General features: G+C 62.3%; 18 protein-coding genes. 16 read left to right on the plus strand and 2 right to left on the minus strand.

What is annotated here, in order from left to right:
• The first annotated feature begins 107 nt into the window (after positions 1-107).
• The 6 genes from DFR49_RS14505 (at position 108) to DFR49_RS14530 (ending at position 9,323) form a co-directional block, all read left to right on the plus strand.
• Positions 108-1,874: a site-specific integrase gene (locus DFR49_RS14505; RefSeq protein ID WP_147373708.1), complete on the plus strand. Its 1,767-nt coding sequence runs from the start codon at positions 108-110 to the stop codon at positions 1,872-1,874.
• A gap of 604 nt (positions 1,875-2,478) precedes the next feature.
• Positions 2,479-3,840 (plus strand): Eco57I restriction-modification methylase domain-containing protein, encoded by a 1,362-nt coding sequence (locus DFR49_RS14510; RefSeq protein WP_211325908.1) that lies wholly within the window; start codon positions 2,479-2,481, stop codon positions 3,838-3,840.
• A gap of 66 nt (positions 3,841-3,906) precedes the next feature.
• Positions 3,907-4,932, plus strand: coding sequence for a hypothetical protein (locus tag DFR49_RS14515; protein WP_119036457.1), 1,026 nt, complete (start codon positions 3,907-3,909; stop codon positions 4,930-4,932).
• 247 nt (positions 4,933-5,179) lie between these two features.
• On the plus strand, positions 5,180-7,018 hold the full coding sequence (locus tag DFR49_RS14520) for an AAA family ATPase (protein WP_170151029.1): 1,839 nt from the start codon (positions 5,180-5,182) through the stop codon (positions 7,016-7,018).
• Complete coding sequence (locus tag DFR49_RS14525; RefSeq protein WP_119036459.1) at positions 7,019-7,915, plus strand: sensor histidine kinase; 897 nt, start codon at positions 7,019-7,021, stop codon at positions 7,913-7,915.
• Positions 7,896-9,323 carry a phosphotransferase gene (locus tag DFR49_RS14530; protein ID WP_119036460.1) on the plus strand — a complete coding sequence of 476 codons (1,428 nt, stop codon included), beginning with the start codon at positions 7,896-7,898 and terminating at the stop codon, positions 9,321-9,323. The genes DFR49_RS14525 and DFR49_RS14530 overlap by 20 nt, the downstream gene beginning before the upstream one ends.
• 123 nt (positions 9,324-9,446) lie before the next feature.
• Here the strand turns inward: DFR49_RS14530 and DFR49_RS14535 are convergent, their stop codons facing one another.
• Positions 9,447-11,204 (minus strand): hypothetical protein, encoded by a 1,758-nt coding sequence (locus DFR49_RS14535; RefSeq protein WP_119036461.1) that lies wholly within the window; start codon positions 11,202-11,204, stop codon positions 9,447-9,449.
• 323 nt (positions 11,205-11,527) lie between these two features.
• Here DFR49_RS14535 and DFR49_RS14540 point away from each other — a divergent pair, with 323 nt between their 5' ends.
• From DFR49_RS14540 to DFR49_RS14585, 10 genes are all read left to right on the plus strand, one after another.
• Entirely contained in the window at positions 11,528-12,043 is a 516-nt protein-coding gene (locus DFR49_RS14540; RefSeq protein ID WP_119036462.1) for a hypothetical protein, read from the plus strand.
• Between the two features lies 1 nt (position 12,044).
• On the plus strand, positions 12,045-12,719 hold the full coding sequence (locus DFR49_RS14545) for a hypothetical protein (RefSeq protein WP_119036463.1): 675 nt from the start codon (positions 12,045-12,047) through the stop codon (positions 12,717-12,719).
• Positions 12,716-13,111: a hypothetical protein gene (locus DFR49_RS14550; RefSeq protein WP_119036464.1), complete on the plus strand. Its 396-nt coding sequence runs from the start codon at positions 12,716-12,718 to the stop codon at positions 13,109-13,111. Before DFR49_RS14545 ends, DFR49_RS14550 begins: the two co-directional genes overlap by 4 nt.
• A 70-nt stretch (positions 13,112-13,181) precedes the next feature.
• Positions 13,182-13,676: a hypothetical protein gene (locus DFR49_RS14555; RefSeq protein WP_147373709.1), complete on the plus strand. Its 495-nt coding sequence runs from the start codon at positions 13,182-13,184 to the stop codon at positions 13,674-13,676.
• A gap of 276 nt (positions 13,677-13,952) precedes the next feature.
• On the plus strand, positions 13,953-15,038 hold the full coding sequence (locus tag DFR49_RS14560) for a dsDNA nuclease domain-containing protein (protein ID WP_119036466.1): 1,086 nt from the start codon (positions 13,953-13,955) through the stop codon (positions 15,036-15,038).
• A gap of 57 nt (positions 15,039-15,095) precedes the next feature.
• Positions 15,096-16,784, plus strand: a complete 1,689-nt coding sequence (locus DFR49_RS14565) for a coiled-coil domain-containing protein (protein ID WP_119036467.1) — start codon at positions 15,096-15,098, stop codon at positions 16,782-16,784.
• A gap of 505 nt (positions 16,785-17,289) precedes the next feature.
• The gene (locus DFR49_RS14570; RefSeq protein WP_119036468.1) at positions 17,290-18,387 is read left to right on the plus strand and encodes an Ldh family oxidoreductase; all 1,098 of its coding nucleotides are present in this window, start codon (positions 17,290-17,292) and stop codon (positions 18,385-18,387) included.
• 90 nt (positions 18,388-18,477) lie between these two features.
• Complete coding sequence (locus DFR49_RS14575; RefSeq protein WP_119036469.1) at positions 18,478-19,785, plus strand: MFS transporter; 1,308 nt, start codon at positions 18,478-18,480, stop codon at positions 19,783-19,785.
• 330 nt (positions 19,786-20,115) lie between these two features.
• Positions 20,116-20,778 (plus strand): flavin reductase family protein, encoded by a 663-nt coding sequence (locus tag DFR49_RS14580; protein ID WP_245968586.1) that lies wholly within the window; start codon positions 20,116-20,118, stop codon positions 20,776-20,778.
• A gap of 10 nt (positions 20,779-20,788) precedes the next feature.
• Complete coding sequence (locus tag DFR49_RS14585) at positions 20,789-21,601, plus strand: cupin domain-containing protein (RefSeq protein WP_119036470.1); 813 nt, start codon at positions 20,789-20,791, stop codon at positions 21,599-21,601.
• Between the two features lie 35 nt (positions 21,602-21,636).
• Here DFR49_RS14585 and DFR49_RS14590 read toward each other — a convergent pair whose 3' ends face one another.
• The gene (locus DFR49_RS14590) at positions 21,637-22,677 is read right to left on the minus strand and encodes a DUF6282 family protein (RefSeq protein ID WP_147373710.1); all 1,041 of its coding nucleotides are present in this window, start codon (positions 22,675-22,677) and stop codon (positions 21,637-21,639) included.
• Positions 22,678-22,695: the final 18 nt, after the last annotated feature.

Raw genomic sequence — 22,695 nt, forward strand, 5'->3', positions numbered from 1 at the left:
TCTGTTCTTCCGAAAACTGCTTCCGCTTCATCTGTCCGTCCCTTTGTCGGGTCGGACTCTAGCTCCAACTGAAGGAAAAAGCGGGGGTCACGTCAAAAGTGATCCGAATGGCAGCACCGTCAAAAGATCCTCGCACTGGTATTTATCAGTTTCGTCGCGCCGTCCCCGAGGCGCTGCGTCCGTTCTTCGACGGCGGCGTAAGAGAGTTCAAGCGCACGCTGGATACCAGAGATCCGGTGGAAGCGAAGGAGCGCTATCCCGCCTTCGCGCTCATCTACGAGCAGAAGATCGCAGCGGCGCGTCGTGCGCTTCTCCACGATCACGTCCGTTCGGCCAAGGGCATGGTTGATGCCTACCTCGCAGGAACCAGCGAATCGAATCTCCGGGGCGTGGCCATGAAACTGGCGTCGCTCGAGCTCGACGCCTTCGATCACGCACACGGTGGAATGGGCTTTCTCCCCGGCGCACGATACGATTTCGGAACGCCGCCAAGCGCTGAGGATCTGCGTGACCACCGCGCACGTAAGCAGATGCTCGAGGCGGTGGATGACTTCGCGCCATTGCCTTGGCTCGAAACGCTCCGACGGATCGGCTCACTGCAATCGCTGGCGCCGATTGATCCCCTTATCGCGACGATCGCCTATAGAGCCGGTATCCAGGCAACCCCCGGCACGCCGATTCACGAGGCAATCGGCCGAGCCTATCTCGACCGCTTGTGTGCAGCGTGCGCCGTCAAGGTTGAACCAGGACGCACCCGCCTGATCCCGCCCGCCGTGATCTCAGGCGAAAACTTATTCACCCATAAGGCCAAGAGTTCGGCACCGATCATCACGGCCGTGTTCAAGGCGTGGTGTGAGTTCAAGTCTCGGGAACCTAAGCTGGTCGACGAGTGGAAGGTTGCCATCGATCGTTTCGTCGCCTTGAGTGGTGATCTGCCCGTCGATCAGATCACCGCATCGATGGTGCGCGATTTTCGCCGGACTTATGCGGGCCTTCCTTCGCGCCCTAAGAAGGCGATCAAGGAATTGCCCCTCCGCGAGCAGGTTGAATATGCCAAGGAGCATGAATTGCGAACGCTTGCTCCCGAGACGGTCAACAAGGCCCTCTCCGGCCTGCGCGTCACGTTAGAGCACGCCGTCGAGGAACTGGAGGCGGTCGAGGAAAATGTGGCGAGGACGGTAAAGTCGCTGCCAACGGATGTCATTGAGGATCCGCGTTTGCCCTTCGAGCCGGAGGACATGCAGAAGATTTATTCTGCGTCCCTCCCACAGAAAGACGGCGTGGCGACGACTACTTTATATTGGGCGCTGCTTCTTGCTCCGTTTACCGGCTGTCGTCTCGAGGAACTCGGCAAACTGCGTCCCGGCAACATCCGCCGTTACGACGGTATCGACTATATCGCGATCGAACCCGACCGGCGTCGAGTCCGCGAACAATCCGGAGACAACAAGCGCGTGAAGACCGCGAGCGGGAAGCGCGACTTTCCGATCCACTCGATGATTGCACGAGCTGGCTTTCTGGACTTGGTCGCCCAACGACGTTCAGAAAATGCGAGTTGGATTTTTCCCGAGCTGCAGCCGAACAAATACGGCAGCCGAACGACCCGTCTATCGCGGGTTATGAACGATTTCCTCGACGAGATTGGATTATCGGATCCGGAACTGGTCTTTCATTCGTTCCGGCACACGGGCAAGCGAGCCGTTCGCGGTAAGGTGGACGGCGAGATAACCGACCTTCTGTTCGGTCACGCTGACGGACGAGTATCTACCAAATACGGTCGGGGTGCGGAAATGGCCGTGCTTCGCGACGCTATAGAGGTGCTGAGCTATCCGGAAGTTGATTGGGATAAGTTTATCGCAAACGCGCCGCGCTGATGGCGTCCAAAATCGCTCGATAGCCAGCCGATCTCGAATAACTGTGAATCCTCAAATACTGCATAGCGACCGAGATCAAGATCGTCGATGTTCGCAATGACGGGCAGAGGGGTGACGGTCGTGATGCGGGCGCGCATGGCAGCAATTTGGGCCGGGAGCGGAATGACTGGTTTCCGCCGACAGGCCGACGAAAACAGCCATAGAGCGGCTGCATTTTAATTTGGCGAGTCCTTGGTTTGAGCCCAATTTATGAGGACCGCCCCAGGCGACCGCTGATCGGTGATGCCGACTTTCGCGCCGGCGCTACGAGAACGGGGTCGGCGCGCTCGGGTCTGATCGAGGCGAGCGTGTAGAAGACCTGTCTCGGCGTTGCTGCGTTTTGCGCGAGCCACGAGTAGCGGCTCGACCGGTGTCACTTGCCTCAAGTTATCGTTCCTATTATGTTCTTATATGTTCGGTTGCGGAACAACCCGATCTGGCTAAGGTGCGTATAATGGTGGGGACCACTCCGGAATATTCACAGAAGCGCTCGGGCGCCTATTTCACGCCCGATGACGTGTGCGCGGCACTTGTTGCTTGGGCTTGCCGCAAGCCGAGTGACCGCATGATTGACCCCTCGTGCGGCGATGGCCGCTTCCTCGCGCTTCACCGTAACAGCGTTGGGATCGAGCAGAATCCGATCTCGGCGCATACCGCGATCAAACGAGCGCCAGGCGCGCTGATCCACGAAGGCGATTTCTTCACCTGGGCGACCGAGACCCATGAGCGTTTCGAATGCGCGGCCGGGAACCCGCCCTTCATCCGCTACCAGCATTTCAAGGGCGAGACGCGGCGGCGCGCGCTGGACCTGTGCCTCGACCTCGGGGCGAGTTTCAGCGGCCTGACCTCGTCCTGGGCGCCATTCATCGTGGCAACTGCGGGGCTGTTGAAGCGTGGCGGGCGGATGGCGTTCGTGGTCCCGGCCGAGATCGGCCATGCGCCCTATGCGGCCCCGCTCCTCGACTATCTGGTCCAGTCGTTCGCCAAGGTGCAGATCGTCGCGGTGCGCGACAAGCTTTTCCCGGCGCTGTCGGAAGATTGCTGGCTGCTCTACGCAGACGGCTTTGGCGGCACGGCCAGCGCGATCGACATGACGGTCGTCGACAGCTTCGTGCCGACCCGGACACCGCCTAAGCCGACGCTGCGGGTCGACCTCGAAGATTGGCGCGGGGTCTGGAACCGGCGCCTCCGCCCCTATCTGCTCCCGGCGTCTGCGCGGGCGCTTTACGCCGCAACGCTGGGCCGCCCTGACACGCACCGGCTCGCCGACTTCGCGAGCGTCGGGATCGGCTATATCAGCGGCGACAATCAGTTCTTCCATCTGCGGCCCTCGGAAGCCAAGAAGCTCCGCATTCCCGTCGGCTTTCTACTGCCGTCGATCCGAAACGGCCGAGCGATGCCCGATGCGCAAGTCACCAAGGCGACCGTCGCCGACTGGGCTCGCAACGATGACCCGGTGCTACTGCTCCGGCTCGCCCGCGACATTGAGCTGCCCAAGTCAGTCCGGGACTATCTCGATTCTGCTCCCGGCCGCGAGGCCCGGCTCGGGTATAAATGCCGCAACCGCGCGCCTTGGTATGTCGTGCCTGATGTGCAGATCCCCGATTATGTGATGAGCTATATGTCGGGACGCGGCGCCAATCTGGTCCGGAACATGGCCGGCGTGTCTTGCACCAACAGCGTCCATGCGATCCGGGTGCGCGACAAGGCCCTTGCCGCCAAGCTGATGCCAGGCTGGTCCTCTCCGTTCGTGCGGCTGAGCTGCGAGCTTGAGGGCCATGCGCTTGGCGGCGGCATGCTGAAGCTCGAACCGCGCGAGGCAGGCCGGATCGCATTCCCGGCCGTGGCGACTCGACCGAAGGCTGAAACCGAGGCGCTGGAGGATGCGGTCACGGTCATGCAGCGCTGGAGGCATTATGCCGATTGATCCCTCGCGCCCTGCCCTATTCCCGCACTTCGCGGCCTGCCAATCCTCGACGCGCGCCGACTGATCGTGGCGATTGAACCCTCATCGAAGGCCAAGGCCTGGGTACTGTTCGACCATATCGTGGCGGACGCCGCGCCGGGTGGCGTGCCGACAAATCCATGGATGATGGGCCGCGATGGACAGCTCCGCTTCGAGCCGGATTATGCAACGCTGGAGCGCTTGCTCGGCGTGCCGCTGCATCTGAAGGCAAGCACGACCTCCGGCGTGCCGGCGCTCGCGCTTGATGTGTGGCTGAGCTACGAGCTACGCCGCGCTGGCTTCGTCGCCGACCAGGTCTGGCCGCGCCCGGTGCACCCGCGCATCCTGCCGGCGGCGGCCGCCAATCTGATCAAGTCGCTGCCGGGCGCGCTGCGCAATCAGGTCGCGGACCGCGTCGCCAAGATGAGTTCGATCCCGGGCGTGACGGCGTCGTCGGCGAATATCCTCGGCAAGAACTACCTGAAGCAGGTCGATGTCATTATGACCGACTGGGTCACAGGCCCCGAATTGCTCATCTCAACCAAGCGGATGGATTCCTCCTACGGGAAGAACGCGCCCAACCGGATCGAAGAATCCTACGGCGACGCCAAGAACCTGCGGCTGCGCCATCCGCTAGCAGCGCTGGGCTTCGCGTTCGGACTGCGCTCGGACATCCTGCAGAAGGAACCTAAGACCGCCGAATGGCTGTTCGATCTTCTCGCCAAGCTCGGCCAGGAGGACGATGCCTATCACGCGACCTGTCTGGTGATGATGGGCTATGCCGACGAGGAAGCCGTCGCCGACACCGCCACGGAACAGCCCGTTGGCATTCTCGAACCCGGGCTCGAGGCCGAACCTAGCGTTGAGGAAATCGCTCCCGTACTCCCAGAGGCCAGCGCTCCCGAGATCATCGCTGCGCTCCCGAAGGTAACGATTCTCACCGACCAGATCCCGGCGATCCTCTCGCCCGGCCGGTTCTTGACCATGATGGTGACGCGAGTGCTGGCAGCAACGCCGGTCAACATGCACGAGGAAGCGCGAGCACGCCGCACGTCGGCCGTCGCTGCTATCTAGCCAGTTTGCCATCGATCGCCCGAGCGGCTGCGCAGCGGGTTGGTCAGACCGCCGCATTGCACTGCCTAATCGGGGCTGTGACCGTGAGATCGACCGAGCGACATTTTGTGAGGCAGTGTTGGATTTAGCGGGGTAGAAGTCGAGCGAAGCGGGAGTCCAGCGAGGATTCGGAAGGCAGCATCGACGGCATTCTCCCGGCATCTCATCGGAGGGCGCCGCGCGCCCTGCGCCGGAAGGAACGGAAGACGTGGATATTGAACGGCTGCAAATCGAGGGGGGGTTTCTCGACGGGTTCGACGTGAAATTTGCCGATGGTCTCAATGTGCTGATCGGAGCCCGCGGAACGGGCAAGACCTCGGTCATCGAATTGATCCGATTCGCCCTGGCGGCGCGCAATCACACCTCGGAGGCTAGCGAGCGATCGGCGGAGCATGCTGAAGCGGTCCTCGCAGACGGCTCGGTTACGATCGAGATGAGTGACGTGATCGACACGGTTACGGTCACGCGCGCGGCCGGCGAGGATCAGCCGCAAGCTAGCGGCGACTACGAGAAGCCGCTCGTTTTCTCGCAGACCGAAATCGAGAACCTCGGGCTCAGTGAAGGTGGCAGGCTGCGCTTACTCGACGGGTTTGTCAGCGGCGGGGCGAAGCTTGCATCGGAGGAGGCATCCGCGGTCGCGGGCATCCGCTCCGTCTTCAAGGAGATTGGGGCCGCCGAAGCCGATCGCGTCAATCTCGCCAGCGGGCTCGACACGCTTAGCGCGCTCAATGAGCAGATTAAGGCGCTGAAAGCACAGGCGGTCAAGCATCAGGCATCGTCCGCCGATTTGGCAGGGAAGCAGAAGCAGCTCGCTGCTGTCACCGAATCCATTTCAGCTTCGGCGGTTCGCGAGGGCGTGCTCGAACGGTTCGCGGGGTCAGCACAGGAATGGGCGGACGCGCTCACCGGACTCGCCGAAGACGATTTCGGGGTCGAGGAATGGGACCCGCTCGATGGCGACGATCCCCTCGCCGAGGCCCGGCCAGCCTATGCGAAGCTGGTTGCCGAAGCCAAGGCGCTCGCCCAGCGCTTTGACGCGCTGGCCGGCAAGGCAACGAGCGATCGCGAGACGTTGATGAAAGCGCGGATCGCGCGCGAGAACCAGGCGCGCAGTGTCCGGGCGGAGGTCGAACAGTCGGTCGCGGGCGCCGGCACGGTGTCCCGTCAGCTGACGCAGGCTCAGACCGAGGTCGCGCAGCTGATGTCGCGTCGTAAGATTGTCGAAGAACGCGACCACCGGTTGACGCTGTTGCGTACCCGTCGGGACGAGCGGATCAAGACGCTCGACGCGGTGCGCTCGGAGCGCTTCGCTCGCCGCCAAGCGGTTGCCAAATCGCTGAGCAAGGCACTCTCGCCCCAGATCCGAGTGACGGTCGAGCGCTACGGTCAATATGCCGAATACGGCAAGGCGCTAACCGAAGCTTTGCGGGGCAGCGGGATGCGCTATACCGACCTCGTCACTGCCCTCACGCAATGCGTCAGTCCGCAGGAGCTGGTCCGTTTCATCGATTCGAACGATTTCGTCAGCCTCGCTGACATTGCATCGATTCCGAAGGATCGCGCTGCCCGGCTGCTCGGCCATCTGCGCGAGAACGGCGCTGCCGATGTCGTCGTGGCCAGTATCGAGGACAATGTCCGTATGTCGCTGCTCGACGGCGTCGACTATAAGGATGTCGAGAATCTCTCGGCTGGCCAACGATGCACCGTCATCCTGTCGATCGTGCTGCAGCATACGTCGCGGACGCTGATCATCGACCAGCCCGAGGACCATCTCGACAACGCCTATATCGCAACGACGGTGATCAAGGCGATTCGCAATCGCAAGGCGCACGGCCAGCTCATTATCTCCACTCACAACGCCAATATTCCGGTGCTGGGCGGCGCCGACCTGGTGGTCGAGATGACATCGGACGGGCGCAACGGGTACGTCCAGGTCTGCGAGCAGCTGACCAATCCTAAGGCGGTTGACGCGATCACCAACGTTATGGAGGGTGGGCGTGAGGCCTTTGCCAACCGCGCTGCCTTCTATGATGAGCACGAGCTTTGAATGTTGCGTGAGGAAGCGCTCGCCGCACTGACATCGCGAGAGGCCGACGAGCGCCTGAAGGCGGCGCGCTTCTTCGCGATGAATGCGGTCGGCGGCGACCGCCGCAAGCTTCGAGCAGCACTCAACAAGGAGACCGTGCCCTGGATTAAGCGCGCGCTTGAGCGGTCGCTGAGCCGCGCGGTGCCTATTGCTGAAGCTGTGCCGCGCCTGGGGGTCTATGCAGATCCGCCGGTCCGGGTGCTAGCCGAACTTCGAGCCGCGGCGATCGACGAAGTGGCGAGCACGATCATCCATGAACTCGCGACGCTGGTCGGACGCCTGCGCATCCGCGCGCCGGTTGAGGTCAATGAATACCCTGAGAGCGACACCAGAACCCTCGTTGACTCGCTCGCGGGCCTGCTAGCCGGCATCCGCAATCTCAAGACCGCCGTAGCGCAGCCCGATTATGCCGAGACCGACCTAGCGACGGAATGCCGCGAGACGTGTGCGATCTTCGCGGAGGCGGCGGACGCCTTCCGTTTTGGAGGTCCCTCGCCTTTCCTCGCCGAGATCGATTCTGGACTGTTCAAGCTCGCGCTGACGAACGTGGTGCGTAACGCCGTCGAATCGATCAGCGCAGCCGCAGAGGCAGAAGCGCTAATCACCCTCAACTGGGGCCGAGCCGGGCACGAGGTGTGGGTCGCGGTGATCGACAATGGCCCGGGCTTCGATCGCGACCCGTCATCGCTCGTCGATTTCGGCAAGAGCACCAAGGAAGAACATATCGGTTTCGGTCTCGCGACTGCAAAGCAGGCGATGCAGGCCATGGAAGGTGACGTCTATCCGTCAAACGCCGCTGAGGGCGGCGCCCGCGTTGAACTAAGGTGGTTTGGCACCCATGAGAATCCTGTTCGTTGAAGATAATGACGGGTTCGCCCGCGATCTCGAACCCGTGCTGCGCGAAATTCCGGGCGTTGGCGACGTGTTGCGCATCATCGACAAGGAGAGCGCGGCAACAGCGCTGCGCGACGAACTGATCGACCTAGTCATCCTCGACCTTTCGATCCCGCCGAACAGCACGGTGGACACGCCCGATCCCGAACATGGCCAGGCGCTGTTCCATGAGGCTCGCGAGCTGCGTCCGGGCACGCCGATCTTCATCCTCACCGGCGCGGAGGTCGAGAAATTCAGCCGCGGGCTGGCCAAGTTCGGCAACCAGGTGAAGCTCTGGGGTGACAATACCGCGATCGAGACCGTCAGTTTCTTCCTGAAGGAGGAGGTCGACGAGCTACTCGGCCGGGTCCGTGCCCTCGCCGAGATATTCGGCAAGATGAGCGCCGTAGCGATCAATACGCGCGGCAAGGACCTCGGCCTGACACCGATCCAGGATCAGATGCTCAAAAGCTTCGCTAATCTCGCCGATGGGGTTGCTTGCGATGTCAGCCTGCTGAGCGGCGGCCTGTCCGAAGCGATGGTTGTCAAGGCCTCAGCGATGGACAAGGGGCGCAAGCCGCAGGCTCTATGTGCGGGCAAACTTGGCCCGATCAGTGTCATCCGGTCTGAACATGAAGCCTATGAGAAGCATGCGCGCAAGCTCGGTATCGGTGCCTGTCCCCCGCTCTACTGCGCAATCGATGTCGGCGTCGGGATGAATGGCGCTATCTTCTACACGCTGACCGACGACGATACGGCGCCTCTGTTCGATCGGCTCAAGGCGGACCCGGCGATCGGCCCGGCGGTGGTCGGCCGGGTGCGGAGCGGATTGCAGCGCTGGTCCGAGGCTGCAACTGCCGACATGGTGGCTGTGGCGGACATCCGCCGCCGCCTGATAGACGATGACGATGCTGCCGCGATCGAGGCGAAATTCAAACTCGGGCCGCTGCGCAATGTTGAGGAGCGGACAGTCCAAGCGTCGCAGAGCTGCATCCATGGCGACCTACATTGTGGCAACGTTCTCGTCAAAAGCGATGGCGAGGCGGTGCTGATCGATTTCGGCGATGCCGGGCCAGGTTTCACCTCGCTCGATCCGATCGCTCTGGAGCTCAGTCTCGTCTTCCACCCGGATGCGAAAAAGCTTGGCTTGCGCGACGGGCTGATGGCCAATCTCGACGCTTGGCCGGATGTGGACGGGTTCGTGCAAAACGACAGTCTGAAGCCGATGGTCGCGGCGTGCCGGGACTGGGCGCATGACGTTGGCGGCGGCGATCAATCAGTGCTGGCGTCGGCCTATGCTTATGCGCTGCGCCAGCTCAAATATGACACGGTCGATCCCGCGATCACGGTCGCCTTTGTCGCGAAACTCTCCGAGCGGATCGCAGCCGCATAATGCAACATTGAGCTCGGGAGTCTGACGTCAGCTTTTGGGCGAACCAGATACTGCGGGAACAACCGATATGGGGCGCATTGTTGCCGTTCTGCGCGGCCTGTCCACAGGACGGCTGGACATCGATTATCGCTCGAACCCATCGTTGTTGCGGTCAATAGCTTCATCGCCTTCGTCCCGCTCAGACCCCTTGGCGTTGGTTACCCCCAGTCGCTGCAGGCCGACGGCCTGGTTGAATATGCCCGCCGAGCTCAATGTTCCTTGGATCGCCGGCGAACGGCTAGCCTCGGGAACGGCATCCCAATCAGTTAGGAAGCGCTGGGCGCGCGCAAGGATGCCGTCGATGGCGCTTCCTCGCTTGTCCAACTCAGCTTCCCGCTTATCCAACTTTCGCTCTCGAGCGGCAGCGCGAATAACGGCCATGTCCTGATTCTTGCGCCACTTTACCGCTGATCGAACCATGGTCGCGGCGAAATCGTGCACGCGGCCTGACCAAGCCGACCGATACGCGATCTGCTCGGTGGTATCCATCGACGCTTCATTCATGCTGAACCCGCGGTCGCTAAGATCGGCCTTCAACGCAAGCTCGCCGTCATGAAGAGCGCGACCGAGCAGCGCCATCTGCTTGCCGTCGAGCTCAACGTTCGCCATCGCCCGCTCCGCGTCGGCTTGCGCCTTGGCCGCCGCACGCTCGGCGGCATCTACATGCGTTCGACGCTCATCCAGTCGGCGCTCGGTTTCGGAAAGTTCCGCCTCGCGAGTCTTGGTCGCCTTCAGCACCCCTTCCCGCACAAGGTGGTCGAACCGCGCTTTCATGATCCGGCCCAATCGCCGCACGGCTTCGAGCCGACGCTTGGCTCGTGCCCGTAATGTGTCAGCTTCCGCCTCCGCCGCCGACCTGATGGCCGCAGCCTCCAATCGGGCAGCATCGCGAACGGCCTGGGCGTCACGTTCCGCTCGTTCGGCCGTGTCCAGCCGCGCCTTTCTGGCATCCTCCTCGGCCGATCTACGGATGGCATCGGCCTCCGCTGTGGCGCTGGCGATCATCTGCCGCCCCTTCTCAACCGCCGTGCCCTTGATATCTTCGCCGGCGCGCCACGCGTTCTCAAGGCCCTTCACCAGTTCGTCGCCGCGCGCGGCCAGCTCTTGTTCCTGGGTGGCGAGGCGCCCCTCGATCTTATCGTGATACTCCGCCGCGACCATTCGGTCGGCTCGCGCGATCTTGCGGTCGACATCGGCGCCGAAAGCCTCGGGAGACACCCAGTCGTCTTCCGTCGTCTGCTTCTTCTGGCCGCGGATCGCCTGATACCCTTCCGCGCGAAGGAACGCCGCGAACTCGTCCTGCAGCGCCTGACCCTGCGCGCGCAGGACATTCCGGTCGCTCGGCAGCGGCCCATATTTCTCGGCCATAATCTTGAGGTGCCGCGACAGGCTGATCGCGATCTTTTCGGCGTTCTTGGTTTTCTTCAGATACCGAGGCGCGATAAACAGGTCGGCGTTGGTCAGCGATTTCTCGTCCCGGTCCATACGCGCGGCGAACACCGCCTCGTCGCCGAACACGCTGGTCGCGAACTTGACCGCCACCGCGAGGGCGCGTTCGGCGTCTTCTGTTGTCGCCACTGGAACAGCCTCGGGAAACTTCACCAAGAGGTGAAGCACCTTGGACTTGGCGCGGGGAATGAATGCGCCTTCGACGTGTTCCTTGTAGCGCTCGACCAGCGCTAAATGATCCGCGTCAGTATGGTGTGGGACCCATGTGATCGGCGGTACGTCACGGACGCGGCGTTGCTGGGAACGTGCGTCGCCGCGGCGCGCATGTACTTCGGCCTTCTCAAGCGCGGCGAGCGTGAGCCGTCTGGTTCGAGCCATGCAGTACAGCGACACGGGCGCCCCCTTTTTCAAGCGTGGCGGCTGTAAAAGTGAACCCGCTATTCTTTTTTGTCAGCCACCCCCTCGGGTGGACGTCAAAAAAGGCGGGCCGGGGCAAGCCCTGGACTAACAAATCGCGCCGGTGGCGCGAACTCGCGCGGCGACCGATCATGGGCCTGACAGCCTCGATCCGCCGCGCTCGTGGAAGGGGCGCGCGCTAATGCGCCCGCCGAAGAAGGACGCCGCAGCCGGTGAAGCTGCCAGCGATAATGAAATGAAGCGGGCAGCCTGATCCGGACCATCCGGCCCGGGGATCATCCGACCCGAAAGGTATATTCATGTCGTTGCTCCCGACCGCCCACGCGGCCGACCCCTCGTTGCGCCTACTGGCCCTGCCGCTCCGCGCGCTCGGTCATTCCGGCGGCCTCACCTTGCTCACCTCGTCGGGGCTCCCGTCCGGCACGATCGAAATCATCGATGCCAATCTCGTGCTCGCCGCGACGCCGTGCGCGCACCCCATGTTCGCTGGCGTCGCCGTCCACGCCGCCGAGCGGCTCGGCAAGGATGTCGTCATCACGCGCACCGGGCTTCACCCGGAGACGCTCGATCCCGTCACGTCCGACGTCGCGCTGCATTCGACCGCGGGTGTGATCTCGCTGTCCGACATGTTGTTCGCGCGCCACGAGGAAGGCGGTCTCTGGCTGGTCCGGCACGGCGGCGGCCCTTTCGTCCAAATCGCGCCAGGCGGCTTGCGGCTCGAGATGGAGTCGCCGTTCGTCACGTGGCACGAGATCGGCGATACGGCCTGTCGCGCGGCCGCCGAGATCGTCCGCCTGTCAGCCGGAGGTCGCTGACATGGCCGTTAAGAAATCCTCGACCCGCAAGACCTCGAGCAAGACGATAACGAAAGCGGAGAAGGTCAACAACGCCGACCCGCAGAGCTGGCTCTACCTCAATCCCGCTGGCCCCATGCGGTCGGGGCTGGTGTTCGGCGTGCTGCGCAAGACCTATCGGCGCGGCGTCGGCGAGGAGCGGAAAAACACCGCGCTCGAGTTCGGGTGGCGCAAAGCTCACGTCGGACGCGCGTTCGAAAAGGGCGACCAGTCGATCTGGTCGCCGAACGTAGAGCGTATCGAGACGGTTCTGCCGGCTACGGCTGACGACAGTCTGGCGGATCCGGCAATCCTGCTCGGCCAGATGGACAAGCACGCGATCGAACGTGAGCAGGCGCTGCTCGTCTACCTGACGCTGCCGTTACATGACGTGCAGCGGGCGCATCATGGTTGGGAGCGTGCGCGAGCGTTCGCTCGGGGGCTTGCGGATGATCGAGAGCTGGCATCGCTCCTCGTTCTCCACGCGCCAGGCACTGTGAATGCGCCCTTCCCGCTTCACGCGCATTGCCTCATCGTGCCGCGCAAGATCACAGGCCTTGGGTTGCGTCACGGAACCTACGATGACGCGCTCACCTGCGACGGGGGCCAAGCGATCCTCGACAATTTGTGGACCGAGCATGTGGCGGCATTCGGATGAGCGGCCGTTTCGATGATCCCGGCGACATGATCGATCTCGCTGGGCGCATCATGCTGACACATCGGCTCGCTCCGGAACTCGCTATGCGGGCTCTCCGGATTGAGCGCAGCGATGCCGAGCGCATGATTGTCGAGGGCCGGCTTTCCCGGCCCCTCGAACCAACCGTCGGGGAGCGCCTGCGGCTGTTCGTCAACATCCTCACGCGGCTCGAGCACCGGCTCCGGCACGACAGTGCCGCAATACGCCGCGCGTTCGAAACGCCGCTCGACGCGCTCGAACGCAGATCGCCCACCGATATGCTCAACGGCGATGCGGCGGCGCTATTCGCCGTCCGCCAGGCGATCGATCACATCGATACGCCGAAGGAGAAGTGGTGGCGGGTCGGGCATTAGCCCGCCCGCCAGAAGGGGCTGGAGGATGGAGGTGGTCCCCGGTCCCGGGGATGAAAATCAGGAGAACATCATGATCGACACCACCGACATCATCCGCACGCACGTTCAGGCGGTTACCGCAATGCTCTTGGGGGGAAGTAAGATGGAGGACGGCATCGCCATTGTCGGTGGCGCACCGCTCGACGTCGAGGGTCGTATTGGCGTCGGCAAGATGGCCAAGGAGGCCGGGACGGACATTGTGCATCTCGAGTTCGACCGGGCCGAGCACAGCGATTTTGGGCTGCGCGGTATCAACCTTTTCGCCGTGCGCGATGAAATGTGCTTTATTCAGACGCGGTGCCAGCTTTGGCTGCCGCGGACCGGTAAGCGCGCCGTGATTTTGCCGCAGGCGCACGTGCGTGGCCAGTTCCGGTTGAACCCGCGCGAACTGATTCATATTGCTGGAAAGCCCACCGATACTGAACAAGGCATTGAGCGCGCGCAGGTTCGGTTAAACCGTCTAGTCGAACGAGACGTGTTCGACGGCACGCAAACTACCATGACGGTGTTGCCGAAGGCAGCGTAACCCCGCCCCGGGCGGCGCTTGCCTTTAACAGGTTCGCCGCCCAGCTTCGCTTCGCGCCCCCATCTCGGTTGTTCACGCTACCGATTAGGAGTCCTGAAATCTGCCCTCCATTCATGTAGGCCGCATGCAGGTTAGACGACCAGCATTGAATCTATCTCCTCGGCCAAGGGTCGATGGTGTTTGCTCAGTTCGGGACCTAGTGCGGCTCGCACAGCAATATTGCTGGTTGCAAAGGTATAATCGCGTGGCATCCTAGCGCTGGGGGAAGCAATTTCTATGGCATCCAAAGCTCTGATTGCAAAGAAGCCGCGTGAACAAGCAGGTTCAGCGGCCTCGCGCGCTTTTGACTTTCAAATGCACGCGTCGATGGCGCGCATCCTCGAGGCCTACCAAAACGGCGAAGGCTTCGTCGCCTATTTCGACTTCTTTGACGACCTGATCTTCCTGACCGGAGACGGCGACGACGCTGCGATCTGCTTCTATCAGATGAAGTCACGTGCAAGCTCGGCCTGGACGCCTAAACGTCTGGCGAGCAGGCCGGCCAAAGGCAATCTGCCCAAATCCATTGTCGGCAAGAGCTATCATAATCTGCATGAATTCGGGGTGTTGGTTCGCAAGGCGGCAATTATCTCGAACCAGCATCTGCAGGCCAAATATCCCGATGGCAGCAAGACCGGGCCAGACGACGGTGAGATATCGCTTTCGGCGTTATCGGCTGAGGATCACGGCGTCTTGGTCACTGCGATAGAAGCCGATTTCCCCGGCGGCATTGATCCACGGCATGCCGAGGTTCTGGTTTATGAGCGCATCGCGCTCGACATGCAGAGTTTCCGTCAAACCCTGCTCGGCATAGTCACGGAGTTCGCGAACGCGATCGGGCCAGAATATGGGGTATCCGCCCAGCCGCTTTATCAAGCGCTGCTCAGCGAAATCTCACGTTGCACCGGCACCGTCGCCACCAATGCTAAGACCCTCAACGAGCTGAAGAAGCAAAAAGGACTCGCGACCTCGGACATTGGATCGTTGGTCGAGCAAATGAAGCGACGCGGCCGAACGCCCGCCGAGTGGTGGCCTACTGTCGAAACCGAGCTGACAGCCGAAGGGTGGAAAACCATCTCGTTGCGCCGCTTATCGCTCGCCTGCCTCGAATATTGGCGTGCCCGCGAACGCGGCAACGCGATTGCCCTCGATCTTCATCAAGCGCTGGCTGAGCTGCTCACCGCGCACCCAAACTTCATGGACGACACGATCGTCGGAACAATGGCCGCTTATAAGCTGGCCGGCAGGATAACAGACCCGGTGGGCGAGCCCTACACCGGCCAGGCCGCACTCCTTGTCGAAATCATGGAATCGCTCGGATGACGGGCCCCAATGTCACGCGGCTACGCCGCATTTTGCGATCGCTAAAAGAGGCTAGCCATGGCCAACGTAAAATTCGTCGGACTCTTCCTGTTATCGCAGACCGAGAAGCGCGCGTTGAAGGTGCCCTTGAACGCATCAAGGATCGTCATTCAAGGTGGAAACAGCTTCGGAAAATCAGCGATTCTGAAGAGCATCTACGAGACACTGGGAGCCTTGCCGCAGAAGATTGATCGCCGATGGCGGTCCGCGCACGTTTCGAGCGCATTGGTCTTCGAATATCATGGCAATCGCTACACAGTGGTGAAGGCGCTAGGCATGCACGCCCTGTTCAGCGCCGAGCGCAAACTGCTGTTCTCCGGACAGCAGGTGGTGAAGGAGTGGGCTCCGCAGCTCGCGCGTTTCTTCGGCTTTAAGCTGATCATGACCGATCGCGACGGCGATATCGTCGTACCGCCACCGTCCTACATGTTCGCGCCCTTTTATATCGATCAGGATATGGGCTGGAGTCGGCCCTGGGCATCCTTCCAGGATCTCTACCTCCCCGACAGCGCGCGCACCTTAGCCGACTATCATTCTGGGCTCAGGCCCGATGCCTATTATGAAGCTCGCGCTAATCTCGCGGTGGATCGCATCGCGCTTTCCGAACTGGAAGCGAGTGTCTCGACGCTGCGGGAGGCAATCGAGCAAATCCAGCAGATCGATGAAGGTGTCAGCCCCACCTACGACATGGGAGAGTTTCGGGCCGAGATTGACGACCTTGTTCGGGAAAGCGAGACGCTGCTCACGCAGCAGCGTCAATTCCGAGGCGACATCTCCGAACTGCACGAAGAAACGCACCTGCTTCAGGCCGAGAAGAGCCTGCTCGAGCGAGCGTTGCGCGAAGTGCGCGAGGAGTTCGACGTCGCTGCCGCGCTACCCGACGAGATCGATTGCCCGACCTGCGGCCAAAGCTATGCGAACGAACTCGCCGACCGCTTTGCGCTAATCCAAGACGAGGGAGTGCTTACCGAGGCAATCGGCGCCGCCAACATCAAGCTGACTCGGGTCAGGGACGGCGAGCAAGAGAAACTGGCCAAGCTGCACGACATTGAGAAGAGTCTGCGTCGAATCGAGCATATCCTTGCTGTCGAGCGAGCGGCCCTGTCTTTCAACGATGTCGTGATCGCCGCGGGCAAGACCGAAGCTGCCAAGATACTACGCGGCTCGCTGGGCGAGAAAGCTGCGGATGCCGCTGATGCGCGCCAACGCGTTGACAAGCATCGAGATATCATGACCAGTCTCACCACTACCAAGCGTAGCGCAGAGATCCTGAAATTCTATCGCGCGCTTCTCGCTAAATATGCCTTCGACCTCGACGTCTCGCTCGAGGAGGACGGCGCGCAATCAATACACCGTATCCAGGCCGCGCGTGGCAGCGAGGGGCCTCGCGGACTGTTGGCATATTACTACGCTTTTCTGCGGACCCGCGATCAATATGCGACCGCTACGGCCTTCCCCATCGTAATCGACGCCCCAAATCAGCAGGGTCAGGACGCAGTTCACCTGCCACAGATGCTGAAATTCATCTTCGCGCAGGCACCGGCCGATGCGCAAGTCATCGTCGCCGCCGAGGAGGCGTCGCGGGGCCTACCAGACGATGTAGACATTCGATCCTACGGCGTGCAGCGGCGGCAAGTGCTGCGCGAAGCCGAGTTCGATGAGGTCAACGAAAGGTTCGCTATTTACACTAGGCAGCTACTGGTTTGATAGTGCGGCTAGATGAAACGGTGGCAGCTCTCGTGCAAAAGTGCGCTTACCGCAATCGGCCCCATTGCGGTCCTATAAAACCCATGAAAGTCAGGTTGACACGGTAGGCACAACAGCCGATTCTTGCTCATCGCGCATACAGCGCGTGCATACAACGCGATGGGTGTGGCGTCTCAGTAAGCGCAGAAATCCTTCATTTGCTTGGCACGGGACGCCTCCCGTAGGGGTCACCAGGCTGCAAAACCCGGCCATTCGTGGCGACGCTGCCGGGGCCGGGTTCCCCATAAGCCGGCGCAAGCTCCCGTTTAGCCGGCGGGTGCTCAACCTGTTCCCGGTCGCTGATACCCGCCCCGATCGCTCAATACACTCAACCCGCTGACCCTCGGTGCCATCGGCTCGAAGCGTTCGGCCATTTCGATTGGCGGAACGCGTCGCCAATCCACCGGCCTCTTTGGATCGGACGGTATAATCGTCCAATGCATCGTAATGTTGGAGGCGGGAGGGCGTGGGCGATACGGCGGCCCCGGATCAGGCGCGAACGGCCATAGTGTCGGTATCAGCCTTGCAAAAGGTGGTCGCGGCCCTGTTCGTGGATGCCGGTATGCGTGAAACGGCGTCGCAAACGATCGCGACAGCGCTCGTTGAAGCCGATCGGCAAGGGATCGGCTCGCACGGCGTCGCGATGGCGCAGATGTACATCGAACGTTTGGAGCGCGGATCGGTCTCGCGCGCGGAAAGCGTCACGATCGTTCAAGATAATGATGCGGTGGCGGTGCTCGACGCGGGTCATATGCTCGGCCATCTGGCCGGCGACGAGGCGATGGCGATCGCCGTCGACAAGGCGCATCGCTTCGGCCTCGGCGTGGTCGCGGTGTGCCACGGCTTTCATTTCGGTGTGGCGGGCCGCTATGCCGCGAGCGCGACGCGCGCGGGCTGCATCGGCATCGCCATGTGCAATACGCGCCCCATGATCGCGCCGCCGGGCGGGCTTGCGCCGACGGTGGGAAACAACCCGCTGGCGATCGCCGTTCCCACCAGCAGCGGCACGCCCATCCTGCTCGATATGGCGATGAGCGAGGTGGCGCTGGCGCGCATACGAGCGGCGGCCCGCAACGAACAGGCGATCCCACCCGATTGGGCCGTCGGCGCGGACGGTCGCCCCACGACCGATCCGCACGTCGCCCTCGAAGGCATGTTGGCGCCGATGGGCGGTACCAAAGGTTTTGCGCTCGCGCTGTTGATCGATGCCATGTGCGGTCTGCTTGCCGGCGGCGCCTGGGGCGCGGACGTGAAGCCGTTGTTCGACGACCTTTCGCAGCCCGCCGATTGCTCGTTCCTGTTCATCGCATTGAACATCGCACATTTTCGCCCGATCGAGGGCTTCCTGGAGGAGGCAACGATGATGCGCGAGCGTGTCCGTGCGGTGCCGAACCGCAACGAAGGCCAGACGCCGGTACCTGGCGACAGGAGAGCCGCGCTCGCGCGGGAGCAGGCCGCGCACGTGGCGCTCGACCAAGCCGTGCTGGATCGGCTCACGCACTTCGCGGTGGAGCGCGGCGTTGACGCCTCCTCCCTCACCTCTCTTGCCGCAGTGCCATTATGAGCGTCATCCACACGCCGCCCCCTTTTCGGTCAACCGATCCTTTCGCCTCGCACCGTCACCGGCCCCTTCGCGCCCAAGTGGAATAATCCCATGTCCAGCTATGTGCATTACGAACCGAACGCCGAGCAGAAGGCCTTGCTCGATCGTGTGTTGTGGAAGGTGATGCCCCTCGTCATCGCATTGATGGCGATCGGAACCATCGATCGCTCCAATATCGGTTTCGCCAAGCTGACGATGGTGTCCGATCTCGGCATGAGCGAAGCCGTGTTCGCACTCGGCGCCTCGCTGTTCTATCTGGGCTATATCGTCTTCGAAATCCCCAGCGCGCTCGGGGCACACAAATTCGGCGCACGAATCTGGTTTGCGCGCATCATGTTGACATGGGGCGCGGCCACGGTGGCGCTCGCCTTCACCAGTTCGACCGCAATGTTCTACCTGTTCCGGTTTCTGTTGGGCGCTGCCGAGGCGGGGCTTTATCCCGGGCTTCTCTTCTACGTAACTTTGTGGTTTCCGAAATCCTATCATGCCAAGGCAATGGGACTGCTTACCATCGGCAGCGCTCTCGGTAACGGTCTGGGGGCTCTGATCTCCGGGCCGTTGCTCGATCTGAACGGCTTCATGGGCGTCGCCGGTTGGCAATGGATCTTCATCGTCACCGGGTTGATGCCGATCCTGGGCGTGGGCGTCGTCGTGATGACCATGAGCGACACGGTCGAGAAAGCCAGGTTCCTTACGAATGAGGAAAAGGCTGAACTCAGCGCCCTGATCGGGCCGCGGCGCGAGACCAGGCACCACAGCTTCATGGACATCCTGAAGGCAATCGCCACCCCCCGCGTGCTGGGCCACGGCCTCACTTATACAACCCTCCTCACGGCGCTGTACGGCGTGATCTATTGGGCGCCGAGCGTGGTGCGCACCTTTGGTGTCACCGGCACCCAAAACGGCCTGCTCGTAACACTGCCCTGGGCGATCGACATCGTCCTGCTGCTGCTGATCCCCCCGCTCTTGCGCAACCGCCCTGCGGTGCTGAAGGCATTCATCGCGCTGACGCTCGTCGGCAGCATCGCTTTCGCCGCCGCTGTGTTCATCGATCAATCGATTTTCCGGTACGCGATGCTGCTCGTCGGCATTCCCTGCATCTCTATCGGGCTGGCGCTGTACTGGACCTTCCCCGCGCGCCTGTTGACGGGGGCGCAAGCTGCGGCAGCGCTGGCCGCCATCAGCACCTTCGGCAATACCGGCGGGCTGGCCGGGCAAAACCTGATGCCGGCCTTGGCCAAAGTCGGTGGCGACGCATCCGCGGCGCTGCTGGTGCCTTGCGTCTGCCTTGGCCTGCTCTGCTTCGGGGCGCTGGTGCTCCTCATTCGCAGCAGAGAGGACGGCCGCCCGGCAGCATGACCGCCGCCGCATGGGGCAGCATGTGCAACGTAGCGCGTCGCTGATCCCGCTGGATTCCCGCCAACACGTTGCGCAGTGCAAGGCACATCGGGACCCGAACGCAGGCGGCGGGGTCGATCGCCCCGCCCTGTACGTGCTCCAATCGAAGCCGGGCTATCCGACTAAACTTCAACAATAAATTTCGACGGCATTCCATGCCGCCCGCCGGCGCCTTTCGTTCCGTTCTATGGAACGTCCGCAAGTTGAGAATCCTATCCCCTCGTCAATGCCTCATATCGTCGGCTTCGGGGTCAAAGGCTTCGCCGACCATAATCGCCCGTTAGAAAGGACATGTCGACGATGCCAACCGGCAACTTCCGTTTCATCGACCCAGAAGTACAGGACGATTTCAAGCGGGGGATTTTCAACGCCATCATCGCGCCTCGGCCGATCGCATGGATCAGCACGCTCGATGCTAACGGCCATGCGAACCTCGCGCCCTTTTCCTATTTCGCCCTGTTTTCGTCGTTGCCGCCGATCATCGCCTTCTCATGCAACACGCCCGAGGACCGGCAGGCCAAGGATACGCTGGCAAATATCCGCGAGACCGGCGAGTTCGTCTACAACATGGCGACCTACGATCTGGTCGAAGCGATGAACGCGACCTCCGCGCCCCTGGCGGCCGGCGCCGATGAATTTCTGCTCGCAGGCATCGAAAAGGTGCCGAGCATCAAGGTTCGGCCGCCGCGCGTGGCCGGCACCCCGGCCAGCCTGGAATGTGTCGTCGATCGGATCGTGCAACTGGGCGAGCGCGAAGGGGAAATCCCGACGCACGTCACGTTCGGTCGTGTCGTCGGCATTCACCTCGACGAGGATTATCTCGACGAAAGCGGATATTTCCTGACCGAGAAGGCCAATCCGGTCGCACGGCTGGGCGGCATCCAATACGCCGTCTCGGCGCCGCCGTTCGAGCTGCCGCGCCAGTTCACCCGGGCACGTGAAGATTCCTACTGAGAGAGGTGCCATGCCGACCGAAACGCTTGCCAGCGGCGCGACATTCACATCGTTCGACCTTGCAGGCGGCAGCGGCCGCCAGATCGCCCGGGCGCAGAATTTCATCGTGGAATGGATAAGTCAGCGCGATCGACTCTACAGCGCGCGCAGTGACAACGAGATGATCGTTCTGCTCGCCGCCGGCATCGCGCGGCTTGGGGACGACGGAGAGATTGTTCTCGCGGGGGCTTCGGTCGCGATTCTGCCGGCGGGTGTCGTGGAATTGATGCTCGTGGAGGGCGGCCCGTTGCTGGTGCTGGCGACCGGCCGCTCCGACCTGGATGGCGCGGCAGATGCCGGGAATACCAGGTTCGACCCGCGCATCGCACCGATTGGCGTTCCCCTCGCTCGCCGGCAGCCGATCGAGCACCCCGTCGTGACGGCGCTCGACGACCTTCCCAATCCTTCGGGTAATCCGCGGATCCGGTTTCTGCAAAGCGAGACGATGAGCATCAACATCGTCCGCTACGACGGGCCACGCGACGCCACATCCCTCAGCCCCCATGCCCATGACGATATCCAGCAGGGCACGCTCGCGATCGCGGGGCACTATGTCCACCACCTCCGGACTCCCTGGGGGAGAGATGTTGCCGAATGGCGCGAGGATCAGCACATCGATGCCGGCCCCGGTACGCTGCTGCTGATCCCACCGGAAATCGTCCACACGACGCAAGGCGTGGGCGCGCATCCGCACCTGATGCTCGACATCTTCGCTCCGGCGCGACGCGATTTCATCGCCAAGGGCTGGATGGCGAATGCAGACGATTATCTCGCACCCGCATAAGTAGACGCAACATCCCATCCGCGGTCGATCGGCCGCTATTCGGCGGGTAGCCCCAGCACCATCGCGGGGTTGCGCTTGAACATCGTTTCCAGATCGTGCTCGCTGAACCCCGCCTTACGCAGTTCACGCGCGGCAAGGACCAGCGCATCGGGGCTATTGGCCGTCCCGACGAGACCGCTATCGGTGGAAATGATGCAATGCTCGACGCCGACCGCGCGGATCGTGGCAAGCGCCGCTTCCCGGCTCGTCTCCCGACGCAACCTGCCGCCGACGATCTCGATGAAACCGCCAAGGTCCGCCGCCTGCCGAAGCTGATCGTTCGTCGGGTCGGTATACATCGGGCCAAGGTTGGGATGGGTGATGATAATCCGCTTGACCCCACGCCGACGGGCCTCGCGCACGATCATCAGCATTTCCGCGTCGGTGACATGCCCGGTCGCCAGCGTCAGATCGTATTGCGCGATCAGATCCAGCACCTCGTATACTTCCGGCAACAAGGTGCCGTCCCGCGACACCTGTACATAGGGCCGCGCTTCGCCGCGCGTGCGAACCTCGTGCTCGGAATCGTGCGTCGGCATCCAGACGACCTTGCCGTAACCGCCCTCCACCTCGGCGAAATAGCGCACTGCTTCCGGATTGATGCCGCCTTCCGGCGTGTTCAGCGACAGGCTGCCGAACACCTCGAGGCCGGGTGTCGCATATTTGCGGACGAGGTAGGCAAGGCCCGCCGATTCCGACCAGTGGTTCTTGAAGACGATGCCCCGCATTCCGCGCTGTTGCGCAAGCCGCGCGATCTCGAACAAATCCCACTGGCGCGGATAGGTATCGGGGCCGAAATGGGCGTGGATGTCGATCGCCCCTTTCAGGATCGGATCATCCAGATGTTGGTCAGCCGATGGCTGCGTCGTGCGATGTTTATATGCTTCCCAGCCGCTCAGGGCGATATTGTGCGAGGGCGTGACGATCGAGGATAGATGCCTGGCCCAATGGATCTCTCCAACCTGCAACCCCGCGACTGCCTGCGCTGCCAGCAAGACAACGCAGGCGGTCGCGCTTCCCATCAAAAGCGTCTTCACGATCGTCCGCCGTGCCCC

It is taken from the genome of Hephaestia caeni, from assembly GCF_003550065.1.
GTDB lineage: Bacteria > Pseudomonadota > Alphaproteobacteria > Sphingomonadales > Sphingomonadaceae > Sphingomonas > Sphingomonas caeni_A.